Raw genomic sequence first — 13712 nt, forward strand, 5'->3', positions numbered from 1 at the left:
CCATTGATCAACCTGCAGTATGACCCCAACTGAAAATTATGAACTTTTGCTCGGCAAAATAAATACTTTCACCCGGAAGTATTATTTCAATAATTTTCTGCGTGGGTTAATATTTTTAGGTGCCGGCTTATTTTCGGCTTACGTAGTTGTTACCCTTAGCGAATACTTTGGCAATTTCAGTATCCTTTTACGCACCATCCTATTTTACTTTTTCATTCTGCTCAATACTGTACTGATTTGCTGGCTGGTGCTACCTTCATTATTGGCCTGGCTTAAATTAGGCAAAACCTTAACGCATGATGACGCTGCCGAGATCATCGGTAAGCATTTTCATGATGTTAATGATAAACTGCTCAATACGCTTCAACTAAAAAAACTCGCCGCAGCCGATGAAAATCATCGCGCGTTAATAGAAGCCAGTATCGATCAAAAAATAGAAGCGCTTAAACCAGTTAGCTTCCCGTCGGCCATCAACTTAAAAGAAAACACTAAATACCTGAAATGGGTGCTTGGTCCGTTGGGCGTGATTATTATTATTGCTTTTGCGGCACCATCCGTTTTAACCGAAAGTACCAAAAGGCTCATCAGGCATAACGAATATTTTGTGCCCGCCGCTCCTTTTAAATTTGTGGTGATGAACAAAACGCTTTCGGTTGTGCAGGGGGATTATCTGAAGCTCGATCTGAAACTGGAAGGCGATAAGCTACCGGCCGATGTTTATGTAGAAACAGAGAATAATACTTTTAAGCTCGATAAGGAAAATATCAGCAAGTTCCACTATCAGTTCAGCAACCTGCAGCAGAATACTAAATTCAAGTTATCCGGCAATGGTTTTAGCTCGGCTGTGTATGAGATAAAAGTTAATCAGAAGCCGGCTTTGTTACACTTTGATGTTGATCTGGCTTACCCGGCCTATCTGCATAAAAAAAATGAAACCTTGCTGAATGCCGGTGATCTGACTATCCCGGCCGGTACGGTTGTTAACTGGCACCTGCATACACAATATGCTGAATCGCTGCAATTTGATATTAACGGTCAAAGCCGGAAAGCGGTTCCTGCAAAAGAGAATGAGTTTGAATTGAAAGAACGCATCCTGAAAAATTCGGTATATAAACTATTGCCACTTAACACATCGGTAAGCCATAGCGATTCGGCTACTTACCGTATTAATGTGATCACTGACGAGGCCCCGGCTATTTCGGTAGAGGAAAAACCGGATTCGGTAAGCATGAAAGCTTTTTATTTTAACGGGAAAATTCAGGACGATCATGGCTTTTCATCACTCACTTTTCATTATACCATCGAGGCTAACGGCAACAATAAAGCAAAAGAGTTCACCAAAAAAGTGAACGCTGATCTGGCTCAAACCCAAGCCGACTTTTTTTACTATTGGAACCTGAAGGATATGGGCATCAGCCCCGGCGATCATGTAAGCTACTATTTTGAGGTTGCCGATAATGATGGGGTAAACGGTGCCAAAACAGCCCGCACCACCAAACGCACCCTAAACGTGCCTGATAGTAAAGAAATAGAGCAGCAGCTGAACGCCGGCAGCAAAGCCATCAAAGAAAAAATGCAATCGGCCATTAAGCTGGCCGGGCAGGTCGAGCGTGACGCCCAAAAGCTAAATCAAGCCCTGCTCAATAAAAACAATCTGAGTTTTGACGAAAAGAAACAGGTTGAAGACCTGATGCAGAAACGCAAAGACCTGGAAGATTTGGTAAAAGATATCCAGGCTGATAACCAGAAAAACCTTTACAACCGCCAGGAAACCCAGCAGCAAAGCGAAGAGATCATGGCCAAGCAAAAACAGATTGAAGACCTGTTTAACAACGTGCTTGATCAAAAAACAAAAGACCTGCTTCAAAACCTCCAGCAATTATTAAATGAGCAGCAAAAAGATGCCACCCGCGATGAGTTATCCAAAATGCAGATGGATAATAAATCGCTGAAAAAAGAACTGGACAGGGTGCTGGAGTTATATAAAAAACTGGAGTTTGAGCAGAAGCTGAACCAAAACCTCGATCAGCTAAACAAATTGGCAGATGAGCAGCAAAAACTTTCCGAGCAAACGCAGCAACAAGGGGCTGATCAGAAAAATCTGCAGCAGCAACAAGATAAACTGAAACAGGATTTTCAGGATGTAAAAAAAGGATTTGACGAGTTAAAGAAAACCAACGACGAGGCCGAGCGAAAATCCGACTATCAAAACCCTGAAAAAGAAACGCAGGATATTGATAAGCAGATGGAGCAAAGCGCTAATGATCTGCAAAAAAAGGATAACAAAAAAGCATCAAAATCGCAGCAGCAGGCAGCAAAGCAAATGAAACAGCTTGCCGCCAAAATGCAGAAGGATAGTGAAGAAGGCGAATCGAAAGAAAATAATATAGACGCGCAGCAGCTAAGGGAGTTGTTAAAAAGTTTGGTAAACAGCTCCTTTAACCAGGAAAAATTGATGCAAACGCTGAAGGGCACTAACGCCACAGATCCGGCTTATGTAACTCTTTCACAACAACAAAAAGATATTAAAGATAACCTGAAAACCGCCGAGGATAGCCTGTACGCGATAAGCCGAAGGATCCCGCAAATTCAATCGACAGTAAATAAAGAAATAACCAGTATAAATGACCATATTGACCAGGCTTTAGAACAATTGGGCGACAGGCATACACTGGAGGCTAACCGCAACCAGCAATACGCCATGACATCCATGAACAACCTGGCCCTGATGCTGAGCGAGGCGTTGGCCCAGATGCAGAAAATGATGAACAAGGGCGGAAGTGGCAAAGGTAAACAGCAATCCATATCGCAACTGGCCAAAATGCAGCAGCAGCTAAATCAGAACATGCAAAAAGCCCGCGAGCAAATGCAGCAGCAAGGAAACGATGGGCAACAGGGAAAAGGCAAGCAAGGCAGCCAGGGAAGTATGAGCGAACAGTTCGCAAAAATGGCCCGTCAGCAGCAAATGATAAGGCAGGCTTTGCAGCAAATTGACCGTGAAGAAAACAAAGACGGAACTGGTGGGTTAGGAAATCTGGATAAAATATCTAAAGAAATGGAACAAACCGAGCGTGATCTCGTAAACAGGAAGATTACAGATGACGCTATAAAGAGGCAGCAACAAATACAAACGCGGTTGTTAGAAGCTGAAAAGGCCGAGCAGGAACGTGAACAGGATCAGCAAAGGCAAAGCAATGCGGGTAAAAACCTGCCTCCGGGGTATATAAAGGCACTGCAGGGATACCAGCAACAAAGGGCTAAACAAACCGAACAAATAAAAACTGTATCTCCGGCACTCAATTTGTACTATAAACAAAAAATAAAATCTTACTTTGATCAACTTAATGCCAAATAATATGGAACAGGCAAATGTTCAAACCAGCGAGCTTTACACGTTACAGCTGCCATCAAAAATGGATAGCATAACGTTGCTTGAGCAGCTGATAGAAGAAATTGCTGACAAGCATCATGTAGAAGAAGATACTTTTGCTAACATGATGACCTGCCTTAATGAGGCTGCTATTAACGCCATTGTACACGGAAACAAACTCGACGAAAGCAAAAAAGTAATTGTTAACGCCGAGGTTGATTCGAAACGCATTGTGTGGACAATAACAGACGAAGGCCCTGGCTTTGATTATAATAACCTTGCCGATCCAACCGCACCCGAAAACCTGGAGAATTTAACAGGCCGTGGTGTGTTCATTATTAAACACCTTGCCGATCAGTGTATCTTTAATACATCGGGTAACGAATTGGAACTTCACTTTAAGATCTGATGCCCGCGATTAATTTTTTTGAAGAGGATACTACTTTCAAGCCGAAACAAAAAGCTCAATTACGCCAGTGGATAAAGGATACCGTTGTTGCAGAGGGCTACAAACTGAAAGAGCTTAACTACATTTTTTGCTCAGACGCATACCTGCTGCAAATCAATCAGCAATATCTGGATCATGATACTTTTACGGATATCGTAACCTTCGACAACTCGGAAGTAGAAGGTGATATTGTGGGCGATATTTTTATTTCGATAGAGCGCATTCGAGAGAACGGCGATAAATTTAAAAGCGGTGAAACCAACGAATTGCACCGTGTAATTATCCATGGAGCCCTGCACTTGTTGGGTTATACTGATAAAAGTGTTGTTACAAAACAAAAAATGACACAAAAAGAAGATGAGTATCTGGCTAAAAGAAATTTTTAGCTTTACTTTTATGCTGGATTATTAAAAATCAATTAAAAAAACCATGAAAACACTGGCACTCATCATCGCCTTATTGTTCGCTGCAGCACCATCATCAGTATATGATTTTAAATTAAAAACTATTGATGGCAAAGATTTTAGCCTGGCTAAATACAAAGGCAAAAAAGTACTGATAGTTAATACCGCTTCAAAATGCGGCTTCACCAAGCAATACGCCGATCTGGAAAAACTATCTGAGCAATACAAAGGCAAATTGGTAGTAGTAGGTTTTCCGGCAAATAACTTTGGCGGCCAGGAGCCCGGTACCAACCAGGATATCAAAACTTTTTGCAAAGAAAACTTTAACGTAAAATTCCCGATGAGCGGTAAAGTAAGCGTTTTAGGTTTGGATATCGACCCATTGTTCCAATACTTAACAACCGCCCCAAACCCAGAGTTTACCGGCGACATCAAATGGAACTTCGAAAAATTTCTGATCGACGAGAATGGCAAACTGATCCACCGTTTCAGGTCACAAACTACTCCGCTATCAGAGGATATTACTAAATACCTGAACTAAGCGTTAGGATATTTAAGATATACAGGCCCCGGCGACAGCCGGGGCTTTTTTGTTTTATTTGATTTTTTGATATCGTAATTGCACATCAATCGCAATACCTGAACGATGGTTACGTACCAATGGTTTGCGACTGGGGCGTATGACAATAATGAATTTGATTGTGTAAGGGGGAGTTTTTTTATATTAGTGGGATGGATATAAATAAGGTTTGGAGTAGAATTGGTATGCTTGTATTCCTTTTTATAGTGGGAGTTTGGCCTATTTATACTGAAATAGATCTACATTATTTAGAAACCTATAACGGTATCGTACTTGAAAAGCAGGAATCACCGCCCCCTAAAAAAATGCCTGAATTAGTAATTAAAGGCGCGAAGAGAACATTTCCATGTTGGAAATGGGAGGGGATTGATTTTGATTCCGTAGAACTCGGGGATTCGATCGTCAAAAAAAAATATAATAATTTTGCCTATTACTATAAAAAAACATCCGCAGGGAAGTACGTTAAAATTAAACTTAAATACTGGACTCGCACCTTTTAACTTTAGTCGGGGGGCGTGTTTTTCACTACGTTACTTCTAATATAATCGGCTTTTCCATCATGCCATAGGGGATGGTGCACTTTATTAGCGGCAATTTTATATGCCAATATCAATTATCCGGCTCATTTTACATATAAACAACAATCTTTTATATAAACTTGTAGCGCTAACAACTGTTTACCATAAGCAGTACCACCACAAAACATGAGTCAGGATTTTTATCAGGATATATTTGCCAAGCAGCAAAACCTCGAGGCTGTGCCTTCCAATAAGGAAATTACGGCCTGGGCGCTTAAGGTGATTCACCTGCTTTACCCGGAACGTACAGGAAGGCAGTTTGCCTCGGTAGAGCAGCTTAAGGACGAGTTTTTAAGGCTTGAGAACGAGCTTTGCGAAATTATGAAGGCTACCAAAGCTTGCAGTAATTGTGATACCGCCAAGCTGGCCAAAAAGTTTTTTGAAAGCCTGCCAGAGTTATTCAGGATATTGAATACCGATATCCAGGCCATATTTAACGGCGACCCCGCGGCAAGGAGCGAATTTGAAGTGATCAGGAGTTATCCGGGCTTTTATGCCATATCGCTTTACCGGGTAGCGCATAGTTTGTATATTGACGATATCCCGCTATTGCCACGGATACTGACCGAATACGCGCACTCTAAAACGGGTATCGACATTCATCCTGCTGCCAAAATAGACGAGTATTTCTATATAGATCATGGCACAGGCATAGTAATTGGCGAAAGCTGCGTTATTGGCAAGCATGTAAAACTATACCAGGGAGTTACTCTTGGGGCATTGAGTGTTGATAAAAGCATGGCCAATACCAAACGCCACCCAACGGTACAGGATAATGTGGTGATCTACTCCGGTGCAACCATTTTGGGTGGCGATACCGTGATTGGTCATAATAGTGTGGTAGGAGGGAACGTTTGGTTGACTAAAAGCTTGCCACCAAACTCGAGGGTGTACCATACGCCAAACCACAGGATATTGAAAAGACTGAGCATAAAATTGTTTGGTCATAAAAAATAAAGTATTTACTTTAAGAAGAATATATAATGGCCGGATTAATTGACCTGATAGGCAACACGCCTATGGTAGAAATAAAAAAGCTGAACCCCAACCCCAAAGTGCAAATTTTTGCCAAGTTGGAAGGGAATAACCCGGGTGGGAGTGTTAAAGACCGCGCATCGCTTAACATGATCCGTAGCGCTATTGAACGTGGCGAGATCAAACCCGGCACCAAACTGATTGAGGCAACCAGCGGAAATACAGGAATAGCACTCGCTATGATAGCCCGTTTGTTTAATTTGGAGATAGAACTGGTAATGCCATCAAATTCTACCCGCGAACGTACCCTTACCATGGAGGCTTTTGGCGCTAAAGTTACCCTGCTGGAAGGTATAGAACTTTGCCGCGATTATGCCGAAGAAAAGGCCGCTACCGGCGAGTATTTTTTGCTGAACCAGTTTGCCAATCCCGATAATTACATGGCGCATGTTAAAAGTACCGGCCCCGAAATTTGGAAAGATACCGAAGGTAAAATAACTCATTTTGTAAGCGCCATGGGTACCACCGGTACTATTATGGGCTGTTCGAGGTATTTAAAAGATCAAAACCCGGATGTGCAGATAGTAGGCTGCCAGCCAGTTGAAGGTTCGTCGATCCCAGGCATCCGCAGGTGGCCGGAAGAGTATTTACCGAAGATATTTGATGCTACACGTGTTGACAGGGTGATGGATATATCGCAGGAAGAAGCTACACAGATGTCCCGTCAAATGGCAAAAGTTGAAGGGGTTTTTGCAGGAATGAGCAGCGGTGGTGCGTTATCAGCGGCCATACGATTAGCAGAGGAATTGGAAGAAGGCGTGATCGTATTTATTTGCTGCGATAGGGGGGATAGGTATTTGAGCAGTGAGTTGTTTGGGTAGATAGAAGCATATTATCAGGATTTCCCCTCCAAGTCATTGCGAGGTACGAAGCAATCGCACGGAAGCAAAGCGGCTATACAAGCTCGCCCTGTACAGTTCGCGATTGCTTCGTACCTCGCAATGACGTGGAGGTAATAATATCTTATAAAGTTGTGTATTGATAACCGACCCTATTATAACACCTCAATTCTTTTCAACTCATCTTCCAAAGCCTCCGAAGATGTAAAATGGATACTTTTAATCCCCATTTGCTCTGCCGCTAAAATATTGCGATAATTATCGTCAATAAATAAAGCTTCATCTGCTTTAACATCATACCTATCAAGTAAAAGCTGGTAAAAAGCAGGTGTAGGTTTCCGCATTTTCTCGGTACCTGATACCACAACGCCGTCAAACCAACCTAAAAAATCAAAGCGCTCCAAGGCGATAGGAAAAGTTTCGGCCGACCAATTGGTTAACGCATATATTTTGTATTTACCGCTTGCTTTTAATTGTTTGAAGATCTCGACAGTGCCGTGCAAAGGTTCGCCAAGCATCTCTACCCAACGGCTGTAAAAAGCGCGAATGTTGGCTTCATGTTCGGGATGTTGAGCTACAAGCAAGTCTGTGCCCTCTTGCAATGAACGACCGGCATCCTGTTCCTCATTCCAATCAGAAGTGCAGATGTTAGTCAGGAAATCTTTCATCTCCTGTTCGTCGGTAAACAGGGTGCGGTATAGATAGCGCGGGTTCCAGTCAATTAAAACGGCACCCAGATCGAAGATGATGGTGTTGATCATTTTGTTTTCACGTGCATTTCATGCACCTCGGCCTTGGTAACCACCGAATCTTTCAGAAAAACTACCAATGTTTGCTTGTCTACTACAGTGCCTTTACTGTATTTAGAGCTAATCTCATAAACCATACTATCTTTAGTACTAAACTGTGGGCGGTGAAGCAGGTGGATCACCTGTTGATACTTAAGATTGTTGAGCTGCTTGCTGGCCAACAGATCATCAACCATAATTGGGCGGTAGGCAAAGGTAAGGCCATCACCTTCGTCCCATTTATCACGATCAAACTTTTGTTTGCGGCTACAGGCGGTTAAGCCAATCGCTAAAAGACAAATAAATATCAGGGTTTTGTTGAGCATTTTTTGTTTCGGTATTGGATGCCGGTTAAAACCATGTCATTGCGAGCGTAGCGTGGCAACCGCATGCTATACAGAACGGATCTGCATAGTTCGTGATTGCTTTCCCGAAGCGAGTTCGGGACAGGCTGTACCTCGCAATGACATGTTGGTGGTTAAAGCTTCAGCATCTAAAAATACTGAAATTAATCAACCCCTAAAAGGTAACCTTTAAAATCAGCAAAATCTTTACTTATGGCTATAGCCAGTTTGGTTTTTGATTCGAGTTCTTTTACTTGTTCCGGCACATCAATTTTAGCGGCAACCTGCTCACTAAATACATCCGGGAATTTGCATGGGTGCGCGGTTGAAAGGAACACACTGGCGGTATCTGGAGTCACATGATCCTGCTGATAATCGGTAAGGGCCTGCCATGCTATAGCGGTGTGCGGACAAACCACATAATCGTAGCTATCAAATACCCAGTTGATGGCTTTTACGGTTTGCTCATCATCGTATTTAAAACCAACAACAAGCTCTTTAAGCGCTTCAGTATCGTTTTTAAACAGATCGGCAATACGTACCCAGTTGCTTGGGTTACCAACATCCATCGCGTTTGATAGTGTAGCTACAGATGGTTTAGGCTGATAAACGCCGGTTTTTAAAAACTCGGGCACGGTATCGTTAGCATTGGTTGCGGCGATGAATTTCTCAACCGGTAAGCCCATTTTCCATGCCAATAAGCCTGCGCCAATGTTGCCAAAGTTGCCACTTGGTACCGAGAAAACCACTTTTTTAATTCCTTGCCTTAACAGTTGAGCGTAAGCATTGAAATAATAAAAAGTTTGAGGTACAAGGCGGGCGATGTTGATAGAGTTGGCTGATGTTAAACGGAATTTCGCATTTAGTTCTTCATCAACAAAAGCCTGTTTAACCAATGCCTGGCAATCATCAAAAGTTCCATCCACTTCAAGCGCGCGGATGTTTTGGCCGTTTGTTGTTAATTGCTGCTCCTGCACACCGCTTACCTTGCCTTTGGGATAAAGTATAGTTACGCGGGTATTTGGCACACCTAAAAAGCCCAGGGCTACGGCACCGCCGGTATCGCCGCTGGTGGCAACCAATACGTCAAGCTGCTTTTCGCCTGGTTCGAGGAAGTAGCTCATTACGCGGCTCATGAAACGGGCACCGAAATCTTTAAAAGCCAGCGATGGGCCATGAAAAAGTTCGAGCACGTAAACATTGTCCTGGAGTTTTACGATAGGGGCAGGGAAGTTAATGGCATCATCAATTAGCGCTTTCAGGTCATCTGTCGGGATCGAATCACCAAGTAGGTTTTGAGCTACTTTAAATGCGATCTCGGGTAAGGTGTATTTATCCAGGTTATTGATAAACTCATCATCCAAACGCGGGATGCTGTAAGGCATGTACAAGCCTTTATCCTGCGGCATGCTGTTAAATACGGCCTCTTTAAAAGATACTTCGGCTGTGGTATTGTTGGTACTGTATAGGTTCATTTTTTGATTTCGGAATTCGGATGTTCGATTTCGGATTTATTTCTTCTCCCCGTCATTGCGAGGTACGAAGCAATCGCTAACTATACAGGGCGGACCTGCTTCTGTGCGATTGCTTCGTACCTCGCAATGACGAGTGGGGTGTGTGGCTAATTGTTTAGGGCTACCCCAAAACTTTCGGCCCCGCGTCGTTAATGGTTGATACATAACTATTCGAGCCGATTTTCAAGCCGGTCAAATGCTGCTGCAGCTTTTGTGTAATAGCAAGGGCAGTCGCTTGATCTTTAGTAAAAGCAAAAACCGATGGGCCAGAGCCTGATATACCAAAGCTTACAGCGCCAAGCTCCATGGCCATTTCGCGCATTTTATAAAAATCGGGGATGAGCATGGAGCGTACCGGCTCAACCAGAACATCCTTCATGCTGCGGCCGATCAGGTCGATATCCTGCATAAACAGACCGCTTACCAGTCCGGCTATGTTGCCCCACTGAGTTACGGCATCTTTCATCTGGATGTTTTTACGGATGATCTGGCGGGCTTCGCGGGTTGGCACATCTACATCAGGAAATACAATGGCACACCACAGATCTTTAGGGTGCGGTAAACTTACCACATCTAAAGGCTCGTAACTACGGATTAGTACAAATCCTCCAAATAAGGCAGGGGCCACATTGTCGGCATGACCATGCCCGCAGGCCATTTCCTCTCCCTTCATGGCAAAAGGAAGCAATTTTATCGGATCTGCATTATCGCCCAACAAAGTTTTAATAGCAAACAAACCGGCAACCGTACTGGCCGAGCTTGAACCCAAGCCACTACCAATAGGCATTTTTTTGTGCAGCTCGATATCCAAACCGATATCGGCGCGACCCACGCTTTGCAAATAATGCTGAACGCTCACGCTCACGGTGTTCTTCGCCGGATCGAGCGGTAAACGGCCATCATCACCTGTAATTTTGCTTAGGGTGATACCAGGTTTGTTGGTAACGCGCATAATTACCTCGTCGCCGGGTTCATCAACAGCAAAACCCAAAACATCAAAACCGCAAACCACGTTGGCAACGGTAGCCGGGGCGAAAACATGAATACTGTCGCGCCCCCCGCCCCCTGAAGGAGAGGCCAAAGAAGTGGGGGCTAATTCTTGTAACTTATTATCTTCCATTATTTAAAATATCAAACTATTGTTCCCCCTTTAGGACGTTAGGGGGCAGTGCGCTTAATTCGCGCCTACGTTTATTAAATCAGCAAATACGCCTGCGGCGGTTACTTCGGCACCTGCGCCGGGGCCTTTTACAACCAGCGGGCGCTCGCGGTACCTGTCGGTTGTGAAAGAGATGATGTTATCACTACCCGATAGCATGTAGAACGGATGGTTTTCATCAACCATTTGCAGGGTGATAGTTACTTTACCGTTTTCCAACTTGCCAATGTAGCGTAACACTTTACCATCTTTTTCGGCAGCGTCTTTCAATTTGGCAAAATGCGCGTCTTCAGTTTTAAGGGTAGCGTAAAAATCCTCAACAGATGTAGCTTCAAGGCTGGCTTTGGGCAGTACACTTTCAATTTCTACATCGCTTTCTTCCATGGCGTGACCTGCATCGCGGGCGAGGATGAGCATTTTGCGCATAAAATCCTTACCGCTCAGGTCGTCGCGCGGATCGGGTTCGGTATAGCCTTTATCCTGGGCCTCTTTTACCACATCGTGAAAATTGGCATCGCCTTTAAAGTTATTGAAGATGAATGAAATAGTTCCCGAAAGGATAGCTTCGATGCGCTGCACCCTGTCGCCGCTGTTCATCAGGTTTTTTAAGGTGTTGATGATCGGCAGACCGGCACCAACGTTGGTTTCGTAAAAGAAATCAACACCATGGGCGCGGGCGGTATCTTTAAAAGTTCGATACTGCTGGTAGCTGCCCGAATTGCCTATTTTATTACAGGTAATTACTGAGATATTGGCTTTAAAAACCTCTTCATAAAAACCGATAGGAACGGGACTGGCTGTGTTATCGATAAACACACAGTTTGGCAGGTTCATTTCTTTCATGCGGTTGATGAACCCTTGCAGGTCGGCCTCGTAAGGTGATGCCTGCAAATCATCCTGCCAGGTATCCAACGAAACACCATCGCTATTGAAAGTCATTTTGCGGGTGTTGCTGATACCTGCTATTTTAACCTGGATGCCGTTGTTATCTTTTAGGTATTGGGTATGGGCATTCAGTTGGTTAAACAAAGTTTTACCAATGTTACCGGTACCTAAACAAAACGCGTGCAATGTTTTGGTAAGCTGAACAAAGAATGAATCATGTACAGCATTCAATGCTTTTGACAGATCGTTAGCCGAGATGATCACCGAGATATTATACTCTGACGAGCCTTGCGCAATAGCCCTTACGTTAACACCATTACGGCCCAAAGCATGGAACAACTTGCCCGACATGCCCGGCGTTTGTTTCATGTTTTCGCCTACGACGGCCAGGATGGCAAGATTTTGTTCGATAACAAGATGCTCCAGCTTTTTAGCGGCAAGCTCCAGTTCAAACTCCTGCTCAATTACCTGTTTGGCTCTATCAGTATCTTGCGGTTGAACAGCGAAAGTGATACTATGCTCTGATGATGATTGGGTGATCAGAATCACGTTGATCTGCTCGCGGGCAAGTAGTGAGAACAATCTGCCGCTAAAGCCTGATTTACCCACCATACCGCTGCCCTCTAAATTGAGGATACTGATATTGTTGATTGACGAGATCCCTTTAATAGGTAAAGTAGATGCCTTGCAATCATGGCGGATCACGGTACCCTCGAACTCCGGTTCGAAAGTATTCTTGATCACGATAGGGATCTTCTTTAAAAATGCCGGGATCATGGTTGGCGGATAGATCACCTTGGCACCGAAGTACGAAAGCTCCATCGCTTCAGTATAAGTAAGCTCGGTTAAGGAGAATGCTTTTTTTACCATCCGCGGATCGGCGGTCATCATGCCGTTAACATCTGTCCATATCTGGATCTCCTGGGCGTTCAATGCCGCGCCGAAGATAGCGGCAGTATAATCAGAGCCACCGCGACCTAAAGTAGTGGTTTGCCCGGCATCGTTCGAGGCGATGAAGCCCGTTACGATCAAGGTTTTGCCTTTGTTTTCGGCATACAGGCCTTGAACCAGTCTTTCAGTTAACTCGGTATTTACTTTGGCGTTGCCGAAAACGCTGTCTGTTTTGATCACATCGGCGGCATCAACAAAAAGTACATCGCCAAAATGCTGAGCTGCTATTTTGCTCACCATTAGGGTTGAACAGCGCTCGCCGAAGGCCAGTATTTGATCGCGGGTTTTCGGGGTAAGTTCGCGCAGGGTAAGTACGCCCTGTAGCAATTCTTCCAGCTGGTTGAAGTGAATTTTTAAACGGGTAAGCGCCGGGTTTTGGTTTTGCACATCCAACAGGGCTTTTACCGTATCAAAGTGGCGTTTTTCCAGCTCGGCCAAACCGGCGGTAAATTCTTTGCCGTTTGCCGCGTCTTCGGCCATGGCCGAAAGCAGGTTGGTTACGCCGCCCATGGCAGATAGTACCACCACCGGCTTCTCTTCATTTTTAACTTCATCCTTCAGGATGTTTAACAGGGTTTGGATGCTGCTTACAGACCCAACGGAAGTACCTCCGAATTTTAAAACTTTCATTTATGGTTTAGTAATCGTTCTATAACAAAAAAACCTTCCTCTTTGCGGAGGAAGGTTTTTCTTTTGGTTTTCATTTTATGTTTTTACACCATACGATTATCTTCCTCCGAGGTTTATGCCGGTGGTAATAATAATGGTAGTAATGGTGTTGTTAACTGTCATATATAATGTCGGTAAAGTAAGTAGA

12 protein-coding genes are annotated in these 13712 nt (G+C 44.0%); 7 read left to right on the forward strand and 5 right to left on the reverse strand.

Annotated features, from left to right (window positions below; genetic code table 11):
* Positions 1-19: 19 nt before the first annotated feature.
* The 7 genes from AAFN85_RS00770 to cysM all read left to right on the forward strand — a co-directional run bounded on the left by AAFN85_RS00770 (position 20) and on the right by cysM (position 7236).
* A complete protein-coding gene (locus tag AAFN85_RS00770) occupies positions 20-3355 on the forward strand; it encodes a hypothetical protein (protein WP_347524958.1) in 3336 nt (1111 codons plus the stop codon).
* 1 nt (position 3356) lies between these two features.
* A complete protein-coding gene (locus AAFN85_RS00775) occupies positions 3357-3779 on the forward strand; it encodes an ATP-binding protein (protein WP_347524960.1) in 423 nt (140 codons plus the stop codon).
* On the forward strand, positions 3779-4204 hold the full coding sequence (ybeY, locus tag AAFN85_RS00780) for an rRNA maturation RNase YbeY (RefSeq protein WP_347524962.1): 426 nt from the start codon (positions 3779-3781) through the stop codon (positions 4202-4204). Before AAFN85_RS00775 ends, ybeY begins: the two co-directional genes overlap by 1 nt.
* Before the next feature lie 43 nt (positions 4205-4247).
* Positions 4248-4763, forward strand: coding sequence for a glutathione peroxidase (locus AAFN85_RS00785; protein ID WP_347524963.1), 516 nt, complete (start codon positions 4248-4250; stop codon positions 4761-4763).
* A 191-nt stretch (positions 4764-4954) separates the two neighbouring features.
* On the forward strand, positions 4955-5302 hold the full coding sequence (locus AAFN85_RS00790) for a hypothetical protein (RefSeq protein WP_347524965.1): 348 nt from the start codon (positions 4955-4957) through the stop codon (positions 5300-5302).
* Between the two features lie 204 nt (positions 5303-5506).
* The gene (gene epsC / locus AAFN85_RS00795; RefSeq protein WP_347524967.1) at positions 5507-6337 is read left to right on the forward strand and encodes a serine O-acetyltransferase EpsC; all 831 of its coding nucleotides are present in this window, start codon (positions 5507-5509) and stop codon (positions 6335-6337) included.
* Positions 6338-6363: 26 nt separating this feature from the next.
* Positions 6364-7236: a cysteine synthase CysM gene (gene cysM / locus AAFN85_RS00800; protein WP_347524969.1), complete on the forward strand. Its 873-nt coding sequence runs from the start codon at positions 6364-6366 to the stop codon at positions 7234-7236.
* A gap of 173 nt (positions 7237-7409) precedes the next feature.
* Here the strand turns inward: cysM and AAFN85_RS00805 are convergent, their stop codons facing one another.
* The 5 genes from AAFN85_RS00805 to thrA form a co-directional block, all read right to left on the reverse strand.
* Positions 7410-8015 (reverse strand): HAD family phosphatase, encoded by a 606-nt coding sequence (locus tag AAFN85_RS00805; RefSeq protein ID WP_347524971.1) that lies wholly within the window; start codon positions 8013-8015, stop codon positions 7410-7412.
* Positions 8012-8368 carry a hypothetical protein gene (locus AAFN85_RS00810; protein ID WP_347524973.1) on the reverse strand — a complete coding sequence of 119 codons (357 nt, stop codon included), beginning with the start codon at positions 8366-8368 and terminating at the stop codon, positions 8012-8014. The genes AAFN85_RS00805 and AAFN85_RS00810 overlap by 4 nt, the downstream gene beginning before the upstream one ends.
* Before the next feature lie 182 nt (positions 8369-8550).
* On the reverse strand, positions 8551-9861 hold the full coding sequence (gene thrC / locus AAFN85_RS00815; RefSeq protein ID WP_347524975.1) for a threonine synthase: 1311 nt from the start codon (positions 9859-9861) through the stop codon (positions 8551-8553).
* Between the two features lie 160 nt (positions 9862-10021).
* Entirely contained in the window at positions 10022-11020 is a 999-nt protein-coding gene (locus tag AAFN85_RS00820) for a homoserine kinase (protein WP_347524977.1), read from the reverse strand.
* 54 nt (positions 11021-11074) lie between these two features.
* On the reverse strand, positions 11075-13525 hold the full coding sequence (gene thrA, locus AAFN85_RS00825; RefSeq protein ID WP_347524979.1) for a bifunctional aspartate kinase/homoserine dehydrogenase I: 2451 nt from the start codon (positions 13523-13525) through the stop codon (positions 11075-11077).
* Positions 13526-13712: the final 187 nt, after the last annotated feature.

The organism is Mucilaginibacter sp. CAU 1740 (assembly GCF_039839285.1).
GTDB lineage: Bacteria > Bacteroidota > Bacteroidia > Sphingobacteriales > Sphingobacteriaceae > Mucilaginibacter.